At 64.2% G+C, this 21,498-nt stretch carries 20 protein-coding genes; 15 read left to right on the forward strand and 5 right to left on the reverse strand.

All coding sequences use genetic code 11. The features are described from left to right. Positions 1-49 precede the first annotated feature (49 nt). Positions 50-889 carry a transporter substrate-binding domain-containing protein gene (locus AC3WJP_RS25635; RefSeq protein ID WP_493723829.1) on the reverse strand — a complete coding sequence of 280 codons (840 nt, stop codon included), beginning with the start codon at positions 887-889 and terminating at the stop codon, positions 50-52. 228 nt (positions 890-1,117) lie between these two features. Between AC3WJP_RS25635 and AC3WJP_RS25640 the strand changes: the two genes are divergently transcribed. After that, positions 1,118-2,017, forward strand: coding sequence for a LysR substrate-binding domain-containing protein (locus AC3WJP_RS25640; protein ID WP_493723828.1), 900 nt, complete (start codon positions 1,118-1,120; stop codon positions 2,015-2,017). Between the two features lie 48 nt (positions 2,018-2,065). Here AC3WJP_RS25640 and hppD read toward each other — a convergent pair whose 3' ends face one another. Beyond that, entirely contained in the window at positions 2,066-3,142 is a 1,077-nt protein-coding gene (gene hppD, locus AC3WJP_RS25645; protein WP_493723827.1) for a 4-hydroxyphenylpyruvate dioxygenase, read from the reverse strand. Between the two features lie 276 nt (positions 3,143-3,418). On the opposite strand from hppD, the gene AC3WJP_RS25650 reads away from it, so the two are divergent. After that, a complete protein-coding gene (locus AC3WJP_RS25650; protein ID WP_493723826.1) occupies positions 3,419-4,495 on the forward strand; it encodes an NAD(P)H-dependent flavin oxidoreductase in 1,077 nt (358 codons plus the stop codon). On the opposite strand, the gene AC3WJP_RS25655 is transcribed toward AC3WJP_RS25650, so the two are convergent. Next, positions 4,485-5,672, reverse strand: a complete 1,188-nt coding sequence (locus AC3WJP_RS25655) for a GGDEF domain-containing protein (RefSeq protein WP_493723825.1) — start codon at positions 5,670-5,672, stop codon at positions 4,485-4,487. The two genes, AC3WJP_RS25650 and AC3WJP_RS25655, sit on opposite strands and share 11 nt — an antisense overlap. 223 nt (positions 5,673-5,895) lie before the next feature. On the opposite strand from AC3WJP_RS25655, the gene AC3WJP_RS25660 reads away from it, so the two are divergent. From AC3WJP_RS25660 to AC3WJP_RS25675, 4 genes are all read left to right on the forward strand, one after another. Next, positions 5,896-6,669, forward strand: a complete 774-nt coding sequence (locus AC3WJP_RS25660) for a glucose 1-dehydrogenase (protein ID WP_493723824.1) — start codon at positions 5,896-5,898, stop codon at positions 6,667-6,669. Between the two features lie 30 nt (positions 6,670-6,699). Next, the gene (locus AC3WJP_RS25665) at positions 6,700-7,746 is read left to right on the forward strand and encodes an L-idonate 5-dehydrogenase (protein WP_493723823.1); all 1,047 of its coding nucleotides are present in this window, start codon (positions 6,700-6,702) and stop codon (positions 7,744-7,746) included. A 68-nt stretch (positions 7,747-7,814) separates the two neighbouring features. Next, a complete protein-coding gene (locus tag AC3WJP_RS25670) occupies positions 7,815-8,762 on the forward strand; it encodes a metallophosphoesterase (RefSeq protein ID WP_493723822.1) in 948 nt (315 codons plus the stop codon). Positions 8,763-8,914: 152 nt separating this feature from the next. Further along, entirely contained in the window at positions 8,915-9,721 is an 807-nt protein-coding gene (locus AC3WJP_RS25675) for a CHAD domain-containing protein (RefSeq protein ID WP_493723821.1), read from the forward strand. Between the two features lie 37 nt (positions 9,722-9,758). Here AC3WJP_RS25675 and AC3WJP_RS25680 read toward each other — a convergent pair whose 3' ends face one another. After that, positions 9,759-10,976, reverse strand: coding sequence for a GGDEF domain-containing protein (locus tag AC3WJP_RS25680; RefSeq protein WP_493723820.1), 1,218 nt, complete (start codon positions 10,974-10,976; stop codon positions 9,759-9,761). Between the two features lie 486 nt (positions 10,977-11,462). Between AC3WJP_RS25680 and AC3WJP_RS25685 the strand changes: the two genes are divergently transcribed. Genes AC3WJP_RS25685 through AC3WJP_RS25695 form a run of 3 tightly spaced genes read left to right on the forward strand, consistent with a single transcriptional unit; the run spans position 11,463 to position 15,601 of the window. Beyond that, complete coding sequence (locus AC3WJP_RS25685; protein ID WP_493723819.1) at positions 11,463-12,944, forward strand: APC family permease; 1,482 nt, start codon at positions 11,463-11,465, stop codon at positions 12,942-12,944. Positions 12,945-12,995: 51 nt separating this feature from the next. Continuing rightward, entirely contained in the window at positions 12,996-14,189 is a 1,194-nt protein-coding gene (locus AC3WJP_RS25690; RefSeq protein WP_493723818.1) for an iron-containing alcohol dehydrogenase, read from the forward strand. Further along, the gene (locus tag AC3WJP_RS25695) at positions 14,186-15,601 is read left to right on the forward strand and encodes an aldehyde dehydrogenase family protein (RefSeq protein WP_493723817.1); all 1,416 of its coding nucleotides are present in this window, start codon (positions 14,186-14,188) and stop codon (positions 15,599-15,601) included. Before AC3WJP_RS25690 ends, AC3WJP_RS25695 begins: the two co-directional genes overlap by 4 nt. Here AC3WJP_RS25695 and AC3WJP_RS25700 read toward each other — a convergent pair. Continuing rightward, the gene (locus AC3WJP_RS25700; protein ID WP_493723851.1) at positions 15,598-16,494 is read right to left on the reverse strand and encodes a LysR family transcriptional regulator; all 897 of its coding nucleotides are present in this window, start codon (positions 16,492-16,494) and stop codon (positions 15,598-15,600) included. The two genes, AC3WJP_RS25695 and AC3WJP_RS25700, sit on opposite strands and share 4 nt — an antisense overlap. A 186-nt stretch (positions 16,495-16,680) precedes the next feature. Between AC3WJP_RS25700 and AC3WJP_RS25705 the strand changes: the two genes are divergently transcribed. The 6 genes from AC3WJP_RS25705 to AC3WJP_RS25730 all read left to right on the forward strand — a co-directional run bounded on the left by AC3WJP_RS25705 (position 16,681) and on the right by AC3WJP_RS25730 (position 21,495). Then, entirely contained in the window at positions 16,681-17,082 is a 402-nt protein-coding gene (locus AC3WJP_RS25705; RefSeq protein WP_493723816.1) for a YybH family protein, read from the forward strand. A gap of 218 nt (positions 17,083-17,300) precedes the next feature. Continuing rightward, entirely contained in the window at positions 17,301-18,149 is an 849-nt protein-coding gene (locus AC3WJP_RS25710) for a transporter substrate-binding domain-containing protein (protein ID WP_493723815.1), read from the forward strand. Next, the gene (locus AC3WJP_RS25715) at positions 18,149-18,808 is read left to right on the forward strand and encodes an amino acid ABC transporter permease (protein ID WP_493723814.1); all 660 of its coding nucleotides are present in this window, start codon (positions 18,149-18,151) and stop codon (positions 18,806-18,808) included. The genes AC3WJP_RS25710 and AC3WJP_RS25715 overlap by 1 nt, the downstream gene beginning before the upstream one ends. Then, a complete protein-coding gene (locus AC3WJP_RS25720; RefSeq protein WP_493723813.1) occupies positions 18,808-19,455 on the forward strand; it encodes an amino acid ABC transporter permease in 648 nt (215 codons plus the stop codon). Before AC3WJP_RS25715 ends, AC3WJP_RS25720 begins: the two co-directional genes overlap by 1 nt. Before the next feature lie 4 nt (positions 19,456-19,459). Beyond that, the gene (locus tag AC3WJP_RS25725) at positions 19,460-20,266 is read left to right on the forward strand and encodes an amino acid ABC transporter ATP-binding protein (protein WP_493723812.1); all 807 of its coding nucleotides are present in this window, start codon (positions 19,460-19,462) and stop codon (positions 20,264-20,266) included. Then, positions 20,263-21,495, forward strand: coding sequence for a M20 family metallo-hydrolase (locus AC3WJP_RS25730; protein ID WP_493723811.1), 1,233 nt, complete (start codon positions 20,263-20,265; stop codon positions 21,493-21,495). Before AC3WJP_RS25725 ends, AC3WJP_RS25730 begins: the two co-directional genes overlap by 4 nt. The last annotated feature ends 3 nt before the right edge of the window (positions 21,496-21,498 follow it).

Raw genomic sequence — 21,498 nt, forward strand, 5'->3', positions numbered from 1 at the left:
AGACACCTCAGATCAACCAACAGGTTTGTGCGGCACTGCCGCGTGAGCGTCAGATCTCGAACCCGCTGGGAAAATTTTTCTGGGTGACGCCGACCAGTTCCATGTTGCGCATGATCGCGGCCTTGATGAAGCCGTTGTCCCGGTGCTCGGTGATCCAGTGGTCGACGAAGTCGCGCCAGCTGGTGTCTTCTTCGCGCCGAAAACCAGCGTTGGAGGTGGTGAAGCTCACCGGCGTGGGCACGATCAGTTCGCCGATGGACGGGTTCTTGGCCCGCAGCGCCAGTGCCAGAACCATCACCAGGCACTGCGCGTCGACCCGGCCCGACTGCAGCGCGGCCGTGGCATCGCTGGCGGTCTTGAGCCTGGACACGGTGGCGTTCGGCGCCAGACGGGTGACCGCCGAGTCATGGGACGAGCCCGCATCGACACCGATACGCATGTCGGCGTTGTTGAAGTCGTCCCAGGTCTTGGCGGTGACGGATTTTCTGGCGATGAAGGTGAACGAGTTCTTGAACACCGGCCCGGAAAAGTCGATGACTTTTTGGCGTTCCGGGGTGGGGTTGAGGCCGAAGAACACATCGGACTTCTCGGTCTGCAGATCCAGCACCGAGTTGCCCCAGGTGGTCTCCACGATCGATAGCTTGATGCCCAGGTCATCCGCCAGTTGCTGGCAGATGTCGATATAGAAGCCGCGCCACGGGCCGCCGGTCAGACTCTTCTGGTAGTAAGGCGCGCCATCGGGAATGGCGCCGATGCGCAGCACCCCCGAGGCCTTGATCCGTTCCAGCGAGCTGCCGGCCGCAGCGCTGGCGCCAAATGACGCGAGCCCGGTGCAGGTGCCGATCACGGTGGCGCCAAAGAGCTTGCTGAATGTTCTGCGTGTAATCATGTAACCGTCTTCCCCGTGAGCCGTTTTCAGGTGTTTGTCTGGTTGTCCATCACACAACTTTTATTGGCAGGCGAAAAAACATACGGGCGCCTCTCGAAACGGGGCTTGAACCATGAGCGAGGCTCTATGGCCCCTATTGATGACATAAAAATTGCTTGAACTGAAGACTTGAAAACTGGGTTCGTCATGACTAAAAATCATGATGCCGATTATCGAGGAATAATGTTCATGCGCCGATTCCTGCCCTCCCTCGCTGCGCTGCAGGCCTTCGAGGCGGCCGCCCGGCATTTGAGCTTCACCCGGGCGGCGGAAGACTTGCTGGTGACCCAGAGCGGCATCAGCCGCCAGATCACCAATCTGGAAGTATTTCTCGGCCTGCGCCTGTTCGAGCGCGCCGGCTCGCGCCTGGTGATCACCGATGCCGGCAGCAAGTATTTAAGCGACGTGGTGCACACCCTCAACAAGCTCGAAGAGGCCTCCATCGACCTGGTACGGGGGCGCAAGACCGATGCCTCGCTGATGATCGAGGCCAACCCCACCTTCGTTTCGCGCTGGCTGGCGCCACGCCTGGCGCACTTCGTGCGGTCGGCCCCTGAGGTGCCTGTGGAGGTCAATCCACTGGCCGCCGCGGTCGACTTCAAGACTTGCCGGTTCGACATCGCGATCATGCGCGGCACCGGCGCCTGGCATGAAGCCAGGGCCCAGGAGCTGTTCGCCGAAGAACTGGTAGTGGTGGCCTCGCCCAAGCTCATCGCGCTGGGCGAAAAACGTGATCGCCTGGATTTCGCGCAAATGCCCACCCTGCAGAACGCCAGCCGACCGAGCCTATGGTTGCAATGGTTGCGGGCGTCGGGGTTGAACAATGACGGCGTGATTCAAGGCGTGCGTTTTGCCCAGAGTGAAATGCTCATCAGCGCGGCGGCCAGCGGCCTGGGGTTGGCGGTGGTGCCGCTGCACTACGTCGAACGCGAGCTGCGCAGCGGCGAACTGCATACGCCGTTCGGCAGCCCGGTACGCTCGGGAGAGTCTTACTGGGCGGTGACGCCGGAGCGTAAATATCAGAAGCAGCACGTGAGGGTGTTTCGCGACTGGCTGGTGCAGCAGGCGAATCAGAACAAGCGTGGGTAGACGGTGCTGCGCGAATCGCAGCACCGTTTGCACGCTCAGCGAAAAGCCTCACTCGGCCGCCAATACCCCGCGACGGACCTGGTCACGCTCGATGGACTCGAACAGTGCCTTGAAATTGCCTTCGCCGAAGCCGTCATCGCCTTTGCGCTGAATGAATTCGAAGAACACCGGCCCCATGAGCGTCTCGGAAAATATCTGCAACAACAAGCGGCGGCTGCCGTCCCGGGAGGTGCCATCGAGCAGGATTCCCCTCGATTGCAATTGATCCTGCGGCTCGCCGTGGTCGGGTAGCCGCTCCTGGAGCATCTCGTAGTAAGTGGCGGGCGGCGCGGTCATGAAGCGCATGCCCAGGGCCTTGAGCGCGTCCCAGGTCTTGATCAGGTCATCGGTGATGAAGGCCACATGCTGGATCCCCTCGCCGTTGAACTGCATGAGGAACTCCTCGATCTGCCCGGCTCCCTTGGACGACTCCTCGTTCAACGGAATGCGGATCATGCCGTCGGGGGCGGTCATGGCTTTGGACGTCAGGCCGGTGTATTCACCCTTGATGTCGAAGTAGCGGATCTCGCGGAAGTTGAACAGGGTCTCGTAGAAATTCGCCCAGTAGGCCATGCGCCCGCGATAGACGTTGTGAGTCAGGTGATCGATAAGCTTCAGGCCGGCCCCAGGTGGATGCCGGTCGACGCCTTCGATGAATTCGAAATCGATGTCGTAGATCGAGGTGCCTTCGCCGAAACGGTCGATCAGGTACAACGGCGCGCCGCCAATGCCGCGAATGGCAGGCAAGCGCAGTTCCATGGGCCCGGTGGCGATCTCGACGGGCTGCGCCCCCAACTCCAGGGCGCGTTTGTAGGCCAGATGAGCGTTGCGCACGCGAAAGGCCATGCCACAGACCGACGGCCCGTGTTCGGCGGCAAAGTACGAGGCCGGGCTGTTGGGTTCGTGGTTGACGATGATATTGATCGCGCCCTGGCGATAGAGCGTTACCTGTTTGGAGCGATGGTGGGCGACTTTGCTGAAGCCCATGATCGCCAGGACTGGCTCGAGGGTGTCGGCGGTGGGTGAGGCGAATTCGATGAATTCAAAGCCCATGAGGCCCATGGGGTTTTCGTAGAGATCGGTCATGGTTGACGTCCGGTATGCAGAATGAAAGTAGCAAACGTCCTGTATCTACCGATCCGCGGGCGGCGCGCAGGGGATGCCCCGCACACTGCGAGCCAGGAAATCACCGTGGATCAACTGCAAACCTAGAACCTTCATGGATTCTTTTTATCCTTATGCACGTAACGTGATTACGTCAGGGCAATGTCCGCCGTTTGCCCCAGGCTGTCAAATGCACGCCCGCGCGAGGTTGGCAAATTCAGTAGACTGATGCCACAGCCAGAAAAAAGGGACCCTGCAATGAGTACCACCCGCCTGCTGCAGCAATTGCACATCGATCACCCGATCATCCAGGCGCCGATGGTCGGCGTTTCCACTCCCGAGTTGGCGGCGGCGGTATCCAACGCCGGCGGCCTGGGCTCCATCGGCCTCGGCGCGAGCACCGCCGAGCAAGGGCGAGCGCTGATCCACAAGACCCGCGCGCTGACCGAGCGACCGTTCAACGTCAATCTGTTCTGCCACGCGCCGGCACGCTTCGACGAAGCGCGTAACGCGGCCTGGCTGGCCCATCTGGGGCCGTTGTTCGAAGAGCTCGGGGGCCAAGCCCCGGCAAGCCTGAGGGAGATCTACACCTCTTTCCTGGCCGACAGCGCCATGCTGCAGATGCTGATCGAAGAACGCCCTGGGGTAGTGAGCTTCCATTTCGGAGCACCCCCTGCGGATTGGATCAGCCAGTTGCAGGCGGCGGGCATCTTCACCCTTGGCTGCGCGACGACGCTGCAGGAGGCTCAGGTCCTCGCCGATGCCGGTATCGATGCCATCGTCGCCCAAGGCGTCGAAGCGGGCGGCCATCGCGGGGTATTCGATGACGCGCCCGGCAAGGACGCGCAATTGGGGCTGTTCACCCTGTTGCGGCTGCTCGCGACCCACATCCAGCGCCCGATCATCGCCGCCGGCGGCATCATGGACGGCACCGGCATCGCCGCAGCATTGCAATTGGGCGCCAGTGCGGTGCAAATGGGCACAGCCTTCATTCTCAGCCCCGAATCCTGCGCCACCGCTGCGCATCGGGCCGCATTGGGCAGCGCACGGGCAGCCGACACGCGCATCACCAGTAGCGTCTCCGGCCGTCCGGCACGGGGTTTGGCCAATCGGTTATATCTGGATCAACCCGGCGCCAATACCGCGCCGCTGCATGCCGAATACCCGCTCGCCTACGACGCTGGCAAGGCGCTGCACGCCCTGGCCAGCCGCCAAGGCAGCAATGACTTCGCCGCCGAATGGGCCGGGCAAGGCGCGCCGTTGGCCAGAGCGCTGCCAGCGGGGGAACTGGTGGCGACGCTGATGAGCGAATACCACCGCGCGATCACTCGCTGACGGGAGCGCCTGGCGACTCCCCGCCCGTCACCGTCCGATCGACCAGACGAATACTGTTGCGCCCGCCACGCTTGGATTCATAAAGCGCGGCGTCGCCTTGCTCGATCAGGGCCGCAAGGCTGGCGGGCGGCTGGTCGAACAGGCTGACGCCGATGCTCAGGGTCACTGCCGCGGGCGTCGCGAACGTCTGCGCGGCGGTCTGCTGGAAGCGCTCGCGCAACGCCCCACCCAGATCGACGACGCGCTCCAGCGAGGCATTGCCGAGCAGCAGCACGAACTCGTCACCGCCCAGTCGTGCCGCCAGCGCCCGCTCGGGCAGCAGCAAGCGGATCATTTCGCTCAGCTCGACCAGCAGGCGGTCGCCGGCGGGGTGGCCGTACAGGTCGTTGACCAGCTTGAAATTATCGATATCGATCAACAGCAACGCCCCCGGACGGCCCGGCGACACTTCGGCGAACACCCGCGGTGCCCGGACTTCGAGGGCGCGGCGGTTGTACAGCGTGGTCAAGGGATCACGAGCCGCCAGCCGGGCGATATGCCGCTCGCGCCGATAACGCTCGGTGCCGGTCATCGACAGCGCGATGAGCATGATCGCCATTACCCCTTCGACCAAAGAGATCTTGATGATCTGGCCGCTGAAGGTAGCGAGATCGAGCAAGGCGCTCGGCATCAGCGCGGTCATGGCCTTGACCGCGTAGAACAGCCCATGGAACAGCAGCACATAGCGCAATTGCACCGCGCCCACGCTCAGCGACTTGCCGTGGGGGCGCAAGAGAAAGCTGGCCCGCAGCATCAACAGCGCCACCAGCGAGGAGTTGACCAGCAGCATGGTCTTGGACCACAGCGGCCCGCCCGGCAACAGCAGCATGGCCAGCCAGAGCGCGAAGATCAGGTACCAGGCCCGCGCCAGACGCGCCTGGGTAAAGCGCGCCACGCCCAGCAGAAACAACCAGTGAGCCGTGACCAGCAGGCCGTTGGCGAACCAGATGCCGATCAGCAACAGTCCGCTGATGCGCAGCAGTGCCAGGATCGAGCCAATGCTGATGATGGCGAAGCCGGCGCTCCAGAACAGTAACGAAGACTCACGGACGCTGCGCCACTCCACCGCCAGATACAACGCCGCGGCGGCTGCGAGGGCGATGGTGATAGTCAACATGGTGAGGGGGTCGAGCGCCATTTCCTGATCAGCCTGCCAGAACTGCTTTAAAGAGGCACAAGTGTAAGGGGTTTAGCGCCTCTCCAGAATCCCTGCGACATTAAGGCCGCTTCAGCAGGGTCGCGCTATCGACAAATCTGCCCCCTATCGCCCATGCAGATTGGACCTGGCCGCCGGTCTGCGCTTTAGTAATAGTCGTCATACCTCATGCCTGACAGAAACTTCCCTATATAAGGGCCTTTAAATGCCAAATGTTCTTGATACCTTCCGCCTCGACGGCCGCCTGGCGTTGATCACCGGCTCCAGCGCCGGTATCGGCCTGGGCATTGCCCGTGGCCTGGCCCAGGCCGGTGCCCAGGTGGTGCTCAACGGGCGCAACAACAGCACCTTGCGCGACGCCGCCGCACAATTGGCGGCAGAGGGCCTGACGGTGCACACCCAGGCCTTCGATGTCACCGACAGCAGCGCGATTCAGGCCGCCGTCAGCGACATCGAAGCGCGCCTGGGGCCATTGGAAATTCTGGTCAACAACGCCGGCATGCAGCGGCGCGGGCCGCTGGAGGATTACAGCGAGCAGCACTGGCGCGAGTTGCTCAGCACCAACCTGGACAGCGCCTTCCTGGTGGGCCAGGCCGTGGCGCGGGTGATGATCCCGCGACAGCGCGGGCGCATCATCAATATCTGCTCGGTGCAGAGCGAACTCGGGCGCCCGGGCATCGCCCCGTATGCCGCCAGCAAAGGCGCGCTGAAAATGCTCACCAAGGGCATGGCCATCGATTGGGGTCCCCATGGCCTGACCATCAACGGCATCGGCCCGGGTTATTTCAAGACCGAACTCAACGCCAGACTGGTGGCCGACCCCGAGTTCAGCGACTGGCTGGTCAAACGCACCCCGAGCCGCCGTTGGGGAGATGTCGCTGAACTGGCTGGCGCCGCAGTGTTTCTGGCCAGCGATGCGGCCAGCTTCGTCAACGGCCATATCCTCTACGTCGATGGCGGCATCACCGCATCGCTTTGACGCTCAAAGGCAAAAATAACGGAGAGTTCCATGCACGCCATTGTCTGCCACGCTAGCAAAGACCTGCGGGTCGAACCCCAACCTCAGCCCCACCCGCTCGCGCCCAATCAGTTGCGCGTGCGCATAGCTCGCGGCGGCATCTGCGGCTCGGACCTGCACTACTACCAGCACGGCGGCTTCGGCACCGTGCGCCTGCGCGAGCCCATGGTGCTGGGCCATGAAGTCTCGGCGGTGATCGATGCCGTGGGCAGCGAAGCCGGGCCATTGCGGGCTGGCCAGCGCATTGCGGTATCGCCATCACGGCCCTGTGGCGGTTGCCGATTCTGCAACCGAGGCTTGCCCAATCACTGCCTGAACATGCGTTTCTACGGCAGCGCCATGCCCTTCCCGCATATCCAGGGCGCCTTTCAGGAGTCGCTGGTGATCGACACCCATCAGGCGCATGTGCTCGCCGATCATGTCAGCCTGGCTGAAGGCGCCATGGCCGAGCCCCTGTCTGTGGGCCTGCATGCCATCCAGCGCGCCGGGGCGATTTTCGGCAAACGCGTGCTGGTGACTGGCTGCGGGCCCATCGGCAATTTGTTGATCGGCAGCCTGCGCGCCGCCGGTGCCGGGCAGATCGTCGCCGTCGACCTCGCCGCCGGGCCACTGGCCTGCGCTGAAAAGATGGGCGCCAACCGTACCCATAACCTGGCCGAGGACGCCGATGCCCTGCAACGCTACACCGCCGACAAAGGCTATTTCGATGTGATGTTCGAAGTGTCCGGCAGCGCCCAGGCCCTGCGCAACGGCCTGGAATGCGTCGCGCCCCGTGGCGTGGTGGTGACGGTCGGCCTGGGCGGCGATGTGTCAGTGCCCTTGAACCTGCTGGTCAGCCGCGAAATCGACTTGCGCGGCACCTTCCGTTTTCACCCGGAGTTCGCCCAGGCCGTGGACCTGCTCAACCGCAAGATCATCGATGTGCGCCCGGTCATCTCCCATACCGTGCCGTTCCAGCAGGCGGTCGAGGCCTTCGAGCTGGCGGCGGACAAAAGCCGGGCGATGAAGGTGGTGCTGGATTTTGGCGTGGAGGATTAGCCCCGCGCCCCGCCCCTTTTGCGACTCAAGCCTTTAGACTGTCCGGCATGATGAAAAAGGAGCATTTCATGCTGGATCTGATCGGTGACATCCATGGCTACGCCGAGCGCCTCGAAGCACTGCTGCACAAACTCGGCTACCGCAAACGTGGCTCGGCCTGGCGCCACCCCGAGCGCCAGGCGGTGTTCCTCGGCGATTACGTCGATCGCGGCCCGGACCAACTGCGTACCGTGGATATCGTCCGCTCCATGGTCGACGCCGGCTCGGCGCAGGCCATCATGGGCAACCATGAGTACAACGCCGTGGGCTTCGCCACCCTGGACGCCGAGCGGCCCGGAGACTATCTGCGGCCCCGCAGCGCCAAGAACCGCCACCAGCACCAGGCCTTCATCCATGAGGTGGCGCTCGAATCGGCGCAGCACAAAGAGCTGATCGCCTGGTTCAAGACCCTGCCTGTCTACCTGGACACCGGCCAGATTCGCGCCGTGCACGCCTGTTGGCATCAAGGCTATCTGGATGCGCTGGCGCCGTACCTGAACGCCGACCACTCGATCAAGGACAGCGCCTGGCCGTGCTTGCACGACAGCCGATCACTGGCCCACGAAGCCATCGAGACCGTCCTCAAAGGAACCGAAGTCAAGCTGCCCGACGGCGTCTTCTATACCGACAAGGACGGCGTGCAAAGAGACACCACACGCACGCGCTGGTGGGACAGGTCCGCGGCCACCTACGCGGCCGCGGCGATCGTCGACGAGCCACTGCGCACGCGGCTGCCGCAACTGCCGCTGCCGCAAACGCTGCTGTACAGCTACGACGAACTGCGCCCCGTATTCATCGGCCACTATTGGGCAAGCGGCACGCCGCGGATCCATTCGCCGCACATAGCCGTGCTGGACTATTCAATCGGCAAGGGCACGCCGGACGGCAAGCTCTGCGCTTATCGCTGGAGCGGCGAGGCGACGCTGACGAATGAGCATTTCGTCTGGGTGGACGGGCCGCCCGTTGCGCATCCATAGGCGCAGTCCCGCCCAACGGGTGTGATCGCCGCCCCGCCGGGAAAATGCGGCGCTTGCCACTGATGCTGGCAACCGCCCTGCCCACCCACTTCTAATCTGTCACCATTCTCTGCTAGCCTCAGCCGCCAGATCAGCATGAACAGGTGGATCGAATGGCTTTCGTGAACCAGTACGTCAAGGAAATCCTCGAGCTGGAAGTGGCGTTGTTTCATGCCCGGGCGCGGCTCGAGGCCACTGCCGACGATGAAGCGCTTCACGATCTGCGGATCCATATCCGCCGTATTCGCAGCCTGCTCAGCCCGCTGCGTTCGATCGCCGCCACCAGCGCCCTGCGCGAAGCCGCTGCGCAAGTCGGCCGCCTGACCACCCCCGCGCGGGATCTCGAAGTCATGGCCATTGAGCTGCAGGCCCGGGGAATGCCCGCAGAGGCCGCCGCGCGAAGGGATCGTTTGCAGGCCGATTACCAGGCGATACTCGCCGATGCGGCGCTCCAGCGTCTGTTCGTGGCGCTGGACAACTGGCCGTCGCTGTTCCGTGCCGAGGACGCTGGCCGCCACTGCGCCAAGCTCAAACGCATGATCGGCCGCGCCCTGACCAAGCAGATCGACAAACTGCACGCCGCCTTGAATGATCCACAGTTCGACCGCCACGAACTGCGCAAACTGGTCAAGCGCACGCGCTACCTGACCGAAGCGTTCCCGCAGCTATCGCCATTGTCGAAAAAGGCCGCCAAGTCCCTCAAGGCCGTGCAGTCGGCCCTGGGCTCCTGGCACGACCATTTCCAATGGTGCCTGAAGGTCAAGGAGCAAGCCGATCTGCAACCGCTGGAGCAGATCTGGCAACGAGCGGCGGTGAAAGAACTGGCCGAGGCTGAAATCGAGATCAAACACCTGCAACGTCTATTGCCGGACATCAACAGCAAGCACCGAGCGGCCCCCGTCAGGCAGCCCGCTCGATAGCATCCAGCCGCTCGACCCCTTGCAGCGAATACCCGATTCAGCTGCCGACCGCACCAGGGCGGGCGAAGCACAGGCAATCACGCCCGGCATGCTTGGCGGCGTACAGGGCGCTGTCGGCGCTGCCGATCAAGGCATCGGCGCTGACATCCGGCGCAGTGCCGATGGCAATGCCAAGGCTGATGGTCACTCGCGCCCCGTCGCCCAGCACCGGGTGTTCCATCTGCAACGCCGCCACCGCCGCCTGTTGAGCTTCAGCCAGCACCCGCGCACGGCTGGCGTCCGCGTTCAGCAAGAGCAGCAGAATCTCCTCGCCACCAAAACGGAACGCCAGCGCCCCGGCGGCCTCGGCGGTCTGCCGAACCGCTTCGCTCAGGCGCCTGAGGCAAGCGTCGCCTTGCAGATGGCCGTAGTTGTCGTTGTAACTTTTGAAGTGGTCGATATCCAGCAGAATGATCGCCACAGCCGTCGGCGCCGCGTGAGCCTTTTCCCAGACCCTGGCCATCACCTCACCCTGGTAGCGGCGGTTGAACAGCTGGGTCAGTGAGTCGGTGCGCGCCAGTCGCATCAATTGCGCCTGCAGCAGCCCCCCCCGCAGCGAGAACAGATAGCTCAGGCGTTTGCCGCGCTCCATGAAGTAGGCGGCCATCAACAACAACGCAGCCGTGGAGACGAACAGCAGCGCGTTGGACTGCCAGATGATGAAGTCGGCGAAGTGCGCCAGGTAAGTCGTCACCAGTTGAATGACTACCATGCACAGCATGGCCGCGGCGGCGTAGCGCAACGGCATCTGCTGGATCATGGTGCAATAGACCATGATCAACAGCATCCCCAGCTGATAGTGCATGCGATAGGGGCTGTCACTGTAGATCATCACCACCAGCGGCATCAGCGAGGCGACTACCGTGCCCGTTGCTGCGGCCGTTTCCAGCGCCCAGCGCGAGGTCAAACGCTGCACCAGCAGCAGCAAAACGATGAACATGGGCGTGATCAGGCACAGGCGCCCCAGTGCCACGTAGGTGAACATATCGTGCAGGGTCAGCCAGTCGCTGATCAGGAACAGGTTGTAGACCACCCCGCCGCTAATTCCGACGGTAGTGAGAAACCGCCGGCGCTGTGGCTGAGTGTCGACATCGTAACGACGCTCCAGCTCACTGTTGAAACGCAGCGTACGAGCACCCGACGCGATGGCTTGCTCGACCTGCACCAGGGTGTACGGGTCTTCTGCAATGGAGTGATCGGGAACGCTGACTTGCATGGGGCACCGGGCTGACAGGTATGAATCAAGGTGGGACAGCCCGGATGATATCTTAGTGCCATCACCCCACAAGAATATTCCGATGTGAGGCCAGGCAGAGGGTTTATCGGCAGCACAAGCAAAGCATGCGGCCTTTATCTATCTCAACGCACGGCCCTAACTCCCTCATTGCTCCGGCCCATGGATCTTCTGCGATCCGCCCCGAGCACCGCAGCGGCACGTCGTCCTCCTCCCGCCTCCGGTGGCGCACAGCCCGCTTACATCAGCCAAATCATATATCAGCATCCAAAATCATAAATTCAAACTGATGCCTGGCGCGCTTAAGCTTTCTACCGCCGGCTGTCACAGCCGGTGCATCGTCGGTCAGTGCGCCTCAGAGCGGACGATCCTAAAAACAATGAATCTGCCGACTTCAGGAATTGCCATGCATCCCATCCATAGGCCGCGCTTGCGCGTCGAGCCCTCTTCGTTCGTCGCAGGTGCGCGATGAGCGAACGTCAAACCCCCACGACCCGTACCGATGAAGCCTTGCTCAAAGGCCAGGGTTACGATCAGCAACTGCAGCGCGGGCTGACGCTGTGGTCATCGTTTTCCGTCGGCTTCGCCACCGTCTCGCCCGTGGTCGGCATCTATGCCGTGATGTCGCTGGGCGCCATGAACCTGGGGCCCGCGTGGGTCTGGATCGTGCCGTTGTGCCTGGCCCTGCAACTGCTGGTGGCGCTGGTCTACGCCGAACTGGCGTCGCGCTATCCGCTGGCCGGCGGCTGCTACCAGTGGGTCAAGCGCCTGGCCGGCGAGCGCCTGGCGTGGTTCACCGGCTTCATGTACCTGGCCTCGGCATTGGCCTCGTTGAGCACCGTGGCCTATCTGGGCGGCTTCTGGCTGTGGTTGTTGATCACAGGCCAAGCCCCGGGGGCCAATGCCCAGGTGGTGTGCGGCGCGGTGTTGCTGATGATGGGCCTGGTGGTCAATCTGCTGGGCATCAATGCGCTCAAGCATTTCGTCAACGCCGGCATCATAGCCGAGGCCATCGCCTCGATCGGTATCGGCGTGCTGTTGCTGCTGTTCTTCCGTCACCATCCATGGTCGATGCTGCTCGAGGGCTTGACCAGGACCGGCACCGAACCCGCTGCATGGTTGCCAGGTTTTCTCACCGCGATGGCGGTAGGCGGCTGGGCCTTCCTGGGTTTCGATGCCTGCTCGCAGGTGTCGGAAGAAACCGCCGATGCGCGCACCTCTACGCCCCGGGCGATTCTGCGCTCGATGATGCTGGTGGGGCTGACGGTGATGCTCACGGCCTTCGCGGTGACCATGTCCTATGGCGATATCGCCGGCGTAGTCTCGGGGCAAGTCATCGATCCGGTGACCCCGGCAGTGGTCGAGGCCTTCGGCCCGTGGGCGCAACAGCCTTTTATCGCCGTGGTGCTGGTGGCCTTCATGGCCTGTGTGGTGTCGGTGCAGACCTATATAGGCCGCGCCGTATTCGGCATGGCCCGTGATGCGATCCTGCCGGCCTCGGCGCTGTTGCGGCGGGTCGACAAGCGCAAGGTGCCAGTGGCGGCGGTGGTCATCAGCACCCTGCTGGCCGGCCTCGGATTGCTGCTGGGCTTGAACGCGACGGCGGTCGGGACCCTGATCGCCTTTGGCAGCGGCGGCTTTTACGGGGTGTTCCTGATCGTGGTCGGTTGCGCCCTGGTGGCACGGCTCAAAAACCCCGCGCCACCCGAGCCCGGCGTGTTCAGCCTTGGGCGCTGGGGCCTGCTGGTCAATAGCGTGGCGTTCGTCTGGCTGTTGCTCGAAACCATCAACATCGCCTGGCCCCGTGCCTCCCTGGCTCCGCCCGATGCGCCCTGGTTTCAGGTCTGGGCGGTGATCCTGGTGTTCTCCAGCCTGGCCGTGCTCGGGCTGGCCTACATGGCCTGGGCCAGGCCCTGGCAACGTACCCTGCAGGCCGCGCCCGGCCTGTGATGATCATTCACGCATCGGCGCATAGGCTGCGCCGCTGCATCGGAGTCAACGATGTCGTCGATACATTATTGGAATTACCCCACCGAGATCTTCTGCGGCGCGGGCGCGCTGGACCGTCTGGCCGCTCGATGCGCGCTGCTGGGGATGCGCAAGCCGTTGGTGGTCACCGACCCAGGCATGCTCGAACTGCCACCGCTGGCGCAGTTGGTAGCGCATCTGACCGACGCCGGCCTGCCCTTCGCCGTGTTCAGCGCCATTGCCAGCAATCCCAGTCTGGAGGACGTTGCCGCCGGGGTGCTGGCATTCAAGGCCGGCGCCCATGATTCGCTGATCGCCATCGGCGGCGGCAGCGCCATGGACGCCGCCAAAGGTATTGCCCTGGCGGCGACCGATGCACAGGGGTTGCAAGGTTACGAGTGGTCCCAAGTGCTCGCGCGCTATGCCACCCTGGCGGACTTCCCGCCCTTGGCGCTGCCGCGCCTGATTGCCGTGCCGACCACCGCCGGCACCGGTTCGGAGCTCGGTCGCGAAGCGGTGCTGACCCATCGCCAGCGGCAGATCAAGCAAGTGATCAGCCATCCGCAACTGCTGCCGGCCTGCGTCATTCTCGATCCGGTGTTGACCCGCGATTTGCCGCCCGCCTTGACCGCCGCCACCGGCCTGGACGCCCTGACCCACCATATCGAGGCCTTCTGCTCGCCGCTCTATCACCCGATGTCATCCGGGGTGGCGGTGGAAGGCGTGCGCCTGATCCAGCAGCATCTGCTCGCGGCCTGGCGCGACGGCCACGACCTGGCTGCCCGCGAAGGCATGCTGGTGGCCTCGGCGATGGCCGCCGTGGCGTTCCAGAAAGGCCTGGGCGGCGTACACGCGCTCGCTCATCCGCTGGGGGCCCGCTATCACCAACACCATGGGCTGCTAAACGCGATCCTGCTGCCCTACGTACTGGTCGCCAACCAGCCGACCATCGCCGGCGATATCGCGCGCCTGGCGCGCTACCTGCAACTCGGCCAGCCCGACTTCGGCGGTTTTCTCGAATGGATACTGCAACTGCGACGCGACCTGGGCATTCCCCACACCCTGCAGGAAATAGGCATCGACGCCGCTGAAGCCGACTGGGTAGGTGCGCAGGCGCTGGCCGACCTCTCTTCCTCCGACACCAACGCCCGCCCCCTCACGGCTGGCCAATACAGCCAGATCCTGCGCAACGCCGTGCAGGGCCAATTGACGGGAGTCAGCCCATGAGCACGCCCCATTACATCGACGGTCAATGGCTCGCCGGCCACGGCGACGAAGCCATCGTGGTCCATGACCCCTGCACCACCGAGGCCTTCGCCGAACTCCAGGGCGCGAGCCTGGCGCAAGTGGATCAAGCCGTCGCCGCCGCACGCGCTGCCCTGCCCGCCTGGCGTGCCTTGAGCGGCGCCGCGCGAGGCGGCTACCTGCGCAGCATCGCCGAGCAGATCGAGCAACGGCGCCCCGAGCTGCTGGCATTGCAAAAACGCAACAACGGCAAACCTGAGCATGAAGCCGGTGTCGATATCGACGACGCCGTCGCCACGTTCAACTACTACGCCGCCCTGGCCGAGCAGCTCGATGCCCGTCAGGACAGCGCCGTCGCCCTGGCCGTCCCGGGCTTTGTCGCGCAGACGCGGCTGGAGCCGGTCGGTGTGGTGGGCTTGATCGTGCCCTGGAACTTCCCGCTGGTGACCAGCGCCTGGAAGATCGCCCCGGCCTTGGCGGCCGGCTGCACCCTGGTGCTCAAGCCCTCCGAAGTCACCCCGCTGATCGAGCAGGCCTACGGACAGATCAGCAGCGCCATCGGCTTGCCCGCCGGCGTGTTGAATATCGTGATTGGCGCGCGCCAGGTAGGCTCAGCCCTGAGCAGCCATCCCGGGCTCGACAAGGTGTCGTTCACCGGCAGCAATGCGGTGGGCAGCCAGGTGATGCACGCCGCCGCCGAGCATTGCCGGCCCCTGACCCTTGAGCTGGGCGGCAAGTCAGCCATCCTGGTATTCGATGACTGCGACCTCGATCAGGCAGTGCAATGGATAGTCGGCGGGATCTGCTGGAACGCCGGCCAGATGTGCTCGGCCACTTCGCGTCTGGTGGTACACGAACGCATCGCCGATGCCCTGCTGCAACGTTTGGCCACGGCCTTCGAGGCGCTGCAGTTGGGAACCGAGATGGGCCCGCTGATCAGCCAGGCGCAATGGGCGAAGGTCAACGACTACTTCGCCGTCGCCCGGGCTGAGGGCTTGCAGTGTCTGGCTGGCGGCGCCACGCTGGAGCAGCCCGGCTGGTTCGTGCGCCCAGCGCTCTACGCCGACGTGCCCGCTAGCAGCCGCCTGTGGAACGAAGAGATCTTCGGTCCGGTGCTCTGCAGTCAGCGCTTCAGCACCGAGCAACAGGCCATCGACATCGCCAACGACAGCCGCTTCGGGCTGGTCGCCACGGTGATCAGCAACGATTTGCCGCGGGCGCAACGGGTCGCCGCGGCGCTGGACGTCGGCCACGTGTGGATCAACTCCATGCAGGCGGTGTTCGTTGAAACCTCCTGGGGCGGCAGCAAGGCCAGCGGCATCGGTCGCGAGCTGGGGCCGTGGGGGTTGTCGGCGTATCAATCGGTCAAGCACGTGACCCGCTGCCTGGGCTAGACGCGGTGCACGGCCAACAGGTCGTGGATAAAGGCGCGCACGGCTTCGCTCTGTGGGTGCCCGATGTGGGTGATCAGGCTGTGCTGCACTTCATAGCGCAGTAGCGAGTCGCTCAGCTCGCGCATCTGCCCACTGGCGATCCAGGGCTGGGCGTAATGGGCGGGGAGATAGCCCAGATGGGTGCCCGCCAACACGCCATGGACCACCGCTTCCATATGGTGAGCGGTCGCCGAGGCGCGCCGCGGCGCAATCGGCAGCACCTGACTGGCCGGCAGAAAACCATGGCGGATCCAGTCCGCTTCCTGCAGTTGCACGGTATCCGGTTGCGGCACCACGAATAGCGGATGCAGGCGCCCGCAAAACACGCCGATCTCTTCGCTGTACAGCGCCTGATAGTCGAGGGTCGGCAGCTCGCGGCTGAAATACGACACCGCCATGTCCAACTGCCCGTCGATCACCGCGCGCTCAAGCTCGGTGGGCGAATTCACGTGGATGTGCAGATGGGTGTCGTGCTCGCGCTGGTAGAAACGCGCGATGGCGGCATCGATGCGCGCGGTGGGGAGGGTCGCGATGTTGTCGGCCACGCCCAGATACAGGTCGCCGACCAAGCGCCCCGACAGCCCCTGGGCCTCGTCGCGAAAGGCATCGACGGCGCCGAACAGCACCGCGGCGGCATCCAGAATGCGCTGGCCCTTCTCGGTCACCCGAAAGCCGCCCTTGCCGCGCTCGCACAGGCGATAGCCCAGGCGTTTTTCCAGCCCGCTGATGTGCATGCTGATGTTGGACTGGCTCATGTTGAGCTCGGCCTGGGCGGCGCTGAAGCCGCCGCACTTGACCACCACGGTAAAGATCCGCAGCAGGCGCAGGTCCATATCGGCGACGTTTCTCAACACGGTGTTTGGCTCACGGGCAAGGACCACGGCTAGGGTGCGAGGCATTCAATGCCAGCGCGCAGGGCGTGTCAATCGCCCGCTTGGTTGATGAATCTCTCAACTGATTATTTGTCCCTGCGGATTTGCCCCGCCTGCCGCACCTGCCAGAATCCGCGACGATAATCACAACAGATGCCGAGGCCCACAGTGCAGCAATCCCCTCACACCCAGGAACAGGTTTTCCAGGCCGCCGCCGATCTGGTGCAGGCTTTCGCCAGCAACGACAGCGCGCGCTACTTCGCCTGTTTCAGCCTGGACGCCACCTTCGTCTTCCATACCCTGCCCCGCCCGCTGTACACCCGCGCCGAATATGAAGCGGTGTGGGCGCAATGGCAGGCCGAAGGCTTTGCCGTGCTGGAGTGCCGGTCAGGCAACGGCCATGTCAGCCTGCAGGGCGATGTGGCAGTGTTTATCCACGACGTGTCGACGCGCTTGCGCATCGCGGGCGAAGAGGTGCAGTGCGAAGAGCGCGAAACCATCGTCTTCAATTACAACGCCGGGCGCTGGCTGGCCTGTCACGAGCATCTGTCGGTGGCCAGCGCCACTTGATTGCCGGCGTGCGGCGCCGCCAGTGGCGCGCCGCACGTAGATCCGCACCACATCAAGGCGACTTCTCCCTCGCCGCGCACAATCAGTGCAGTCAATCGCCGCTTTTTACCCCCCGCCCCCTTGATCAACAGCGCCTGCGTGACTGGCATATTTCATGCTTATGTATTTTTATTCAAGTAACTTGAATAAAAATACAGACGATTTCAAGGGGGTCGACGATGAACCGTTTCACGCTCAAGGCACTGTCGTTATCGCTGGTCACGCTATGCAGCATGTCCATGGCGCACGCCGATGACCTGCTGCAACGCATCAAGCAGAAACACGAGATCGTGGTCGCCACCGAGGCGCGCTTCGCGCCCTTCGAATCGGTGGAGAACGGCAAGATCGTCGGCTTCGGCGCCGACCTCATGCACTACGTGCTCGACGCCGATCTGCCCGACGTCAAGATCCGCCAGTTGGACCTGCCCTTCCAAGGCATTCTGCCGGGCCTGGATTCGAAGAAATTCGACTTCGTGGTGACCTCGGTCACGGTCAACAAAGCGCGCTTCGAGCAGTTCGCCTTCACCGTGCCGATTGCCGAATCCACCGTAGCCTTGCTCAAGCGCGCCGATGAAAGCGATCTCAACACCCTCTCCGACCTCAACGGCCGGGTGATTGGCTCGCAGGCGGGTTCCGGTCAGCTGGCGGTGTTGCAGGCACTGGACGCCAAGCTCAAGGCGCAGGGCCAGACGGGCTTCAAGCAGATCAAGGAATACGTGAGCTTCGATGAAGCCTATGCCGACCTGGCCAACGGTCGTCTCGATGGCGTGGCACAGTCGCTGTCCAATCTCGGCCCGCTGATGAAGGCGCGTCCGGGGCTGTTCACTACCCTGCCGGAGATGGTCGGGCCGGTGACCTACTTCGGCTGGGTCGGGCGCAAGGACGCTGACAGCGCCAGCCTGGTCAAGCTGTTCAGTGACGGCATCGCCCGCGCCGCCAAGGACGGCACACTGAAGACTCTGCAAACCAAGTGGTTCGGCTTCACTACGGCACTGCCGAGCGACGCCATGCCGGTACCGAGCATCTGATGATGAATGACTTCGGCAGCCGCCTGGCGCTGTACTGGCCGGCCTTGATCCAAGGCGCTTGGACCACCCTGTGGTTGTGTGCCATCGGCATGCTGCTGGGTTTCGCCGTCGGCGTGATGATCTACCTGATCGGCACTGGCCGCAGCCGCACCGGTGTGGCCTTGACCCGTATCTACGTGAGCTTTTTCCGCGGTACGCCGATGCTCGCGCAGCTGCTGCTGTTGTTCTACCTGCCGTCGGCGCTGGGCCTGGATGTGCCGCCGATGATCGCCGCGGCGGTGGCGCTGGCGCTCAACAGCGCCGCGTACCAGTCGCAGATTCTGGCCAGCGGCTTTGCCGCCGTTCCCAAGGGCCAACTGGAAGCGGCCGCGATTTTCGCCATCGGTCGGTATCAGCGGCTGTTGCATATCCAGCTGCCTCAGGTGCTGCGCCTGACCTCACCGGCGCTGATTTCCGAGTTGATCGACGTGATCAAGGTTTCGGCGGTGGTCTCGGTCATCTCCATCACCGATCTGATGCGCGTCAGCCAGCAATTGGTGGCGCAGACCTACCGTCCGCTCGAGGTGTATCTGGTGGCCGGGCTGTTCTATCTGGCGCTGACCAGCCTCCTCAGCGTGCTGGGCAGCCTGCTGGAACGCCGTTGGCAGGAGCGCAGTTGATGCAAGAGCTATTGAATTATCTACCGGACTTCGCCAACGCCCTGCTGGTCACCCTGGGCATCAGCCTGGCAGCCGCGCTGATCGGCCTGGGGCTGGGCTTCGGCCTCAACGCCCTGCGTCTGGCGATACCGGGTTTGAGGGTGGTCTATCGGTTATACGTATGGTTGATCCGCGGCACGCCGTTCCTGGCGCAACTGGCGTTGATCTACTTCGGTCTGCCGGTACTGGGTCTGCGCCTTGAAGCGGTGGAGGCCAGCATCTTCGCCCTGGCGCTGTACAGCGGCGCCTACTTTGCGGAGCTGTTCCGCTCCGCCTGGGCCAGCGTGCCCAACGGCCAACTGGAAGCCGCGCGGGTGCATGGTATTTCGCGCAGCCGGGTGTTCTGGCATGTGCAGGCCCCGCAGGCCATGGCCTTCGCTCTGCCGTTGCTGGGCAATCAGGTGATCCTGACCATCAAGGAGAGCGCCGTGACGTCGATCATCACCGTGCCGGAGTTGACCATGACCGCCGGACGCATCGTGTCCACCACCTTTTCCTATGTGCTGCCCTACGCCCTGCTGGTGTTGAGCTACTGGCTGCTGACGTCCTGCGTCGCGGTCGTCGCCAGCACCCTGGGGCGGCGCATGACCCGTCATCTGAGAGGCTGAACCGATGAGCAACCTGGCACTTGTGCAACTGCGCGGCGTGGGTAAATCCTATGGCGGCCACCGCGTCCTCAGCGGCTTCGATCTCAGCGTGCAGGCCGGTGAAATCGTCTCGCTGATCGGCCCTTCGGGATCGGGCAAGACCACCGCCCTGCGCTGCATGAACTTCCTCGAACGCTATGACGAGGGCGAAGTGTGGATCGACGGCCAACTGCTGGGCTACAGCGGCAGCGGGCGCGGCGTCGCCGACCGTGACAGCGAAGCGCAGATCGATGCGGTACGCAGGCCGCTGTCCATGGTGTTCCAGCAGTTCAATCTGTGGCCGCACATGACCGTGCGCGAGAACATCATGGCGCCCTTGGTACTCGGCCAGAAAATCCCCAAGCCCCAGGCACGCACCTTGGCCGATCAGGCCCTGGCGCGGGTCGGCCTCGGTGCCAAAGCCGATGCCTACCCCGCGCGCCTGTCCGGGGGGCAGCAGCAACGCGTCGGCATCGCCCGCGCCCTGGCGGTCAAGCCGCGGCTGATGCTGCTCGACGAGCCGACCTCGGCCCTCGACCCGGAGCTGGTCGAAGAGGTGCTGCAGGTGATTCGCAGCCTCGCCGACGACGGCATGACCATGGTCATGGTCACTCACGAGATGAGCTTCGCCGCGCAGATCTCCGATCAGGTGGTGTTCATGGAAGCCGGCAAGATCATCGAAACCGGTGCGCCCCAGAGGCTGTTCCAGGCGCCCGAGACCGAACGCCTGCAACAGTTCCTCAAGCCCTGGTTCAACCGCAGCCTCACCCCTCGCGCACAGGTGGTTTCATGAACACTGAACAGACTCTGCAGGCCGTCTCGGCCCCGCGCTTGCAACAGTTGCTGGACACCCTGGCGACCTTCGGCCCCGGCCGCGACGGCGGCATGAACCGCCAGGCGCTGTCGACCGAAGACTTCGACGCCCGCGCCTGGCTGATCGACGCCGCGCAAAGACTCGGCTGCCAGGTGTGGACCGACGCCTGCGCCAACCTGTTCATCCGTCGCCAAGGCCGCGAAGACCTGCCACCGGTGATGACCGGCAGCCACATCGACACCCAACCCACCGGCGGCACCCTCGACGGTTGCTACGGCGTGATGGCCGGCCTGGAATGCCTGTACGCCCTCGAGGATGCCGGCGTACGCACCCGGCGGCCGATCGAACTGGTGGTGTGGACCAACGAAGAAGGCAGCCGCTTCAGCCCCGGGGCCATGGGCTCCAGTGCCTATGTCGAGCCGGCGCGGCTGGCGGACTATCGCAACACTGTGGACGCCGCCGGTATCTCGGTCGGCGCGGCGCTGGACGCCCATGCCGAGCGTTTCGCCGACCTGCCCCTGCGCGGCAAGATTGCCACCCACGCCTTCGTCGAACTGCACATCGAGCAGGGCCCGGTGCTGGAGCAGGCCCAGGTGCCGCTCGGCGTGGTCTCCGGCATCCAGGGCGTGCGCTGGTATCAGGTGCGCTGCAGGGGTGCCTCGGCCCACGCCGGCACCACGCCGACGCCCATGCGCCGCGATGCGATGCTGCTGGCGGTGGCCGCTCTGGGCCGCATCGACGCCCTCGCCGAGCAACTGGCGGGCGTCGACAAGCGCCTGACGTTCGGGCGCTGGAGCGTGTTCCCCAACGCCATCAACACCATCGCCGGCGAGGCGACCTTCAGCATCGACTTTCGCCACGCCGAGCTGGCGGTACTCGAAGCCTTCGAGGCTGGTCTGAGCGCCTGCCTGCCGGTCGACGCCGAGCTCACCCGCCTGTTCAGCCATGCGCCGACGGCGTTCGATCCAGCCGTCATCGACGTGCTCGAACAAGGCTGCTCCGCCACCGGCCTGAGCTGGCAACCGATTCGCTCGGGGGCCTTTCACGACGCCATGTACCTGGCCGAGCACTGCCCCACCGCGATGCTGTTCGTGCCGAGTCGCGACGGCATCAGCCACAACCCGCTGGAATACACCGATCCCGCGCAACTGCTGGCGGGCGCCCAGGCATTGGCCTGGAGCCTGGTGGCCCTTGCCGAACAACCCTGAAGC

The organism is Pseudomonas sp. GW821-FHT01A09, from assembly GCF_058986725.1.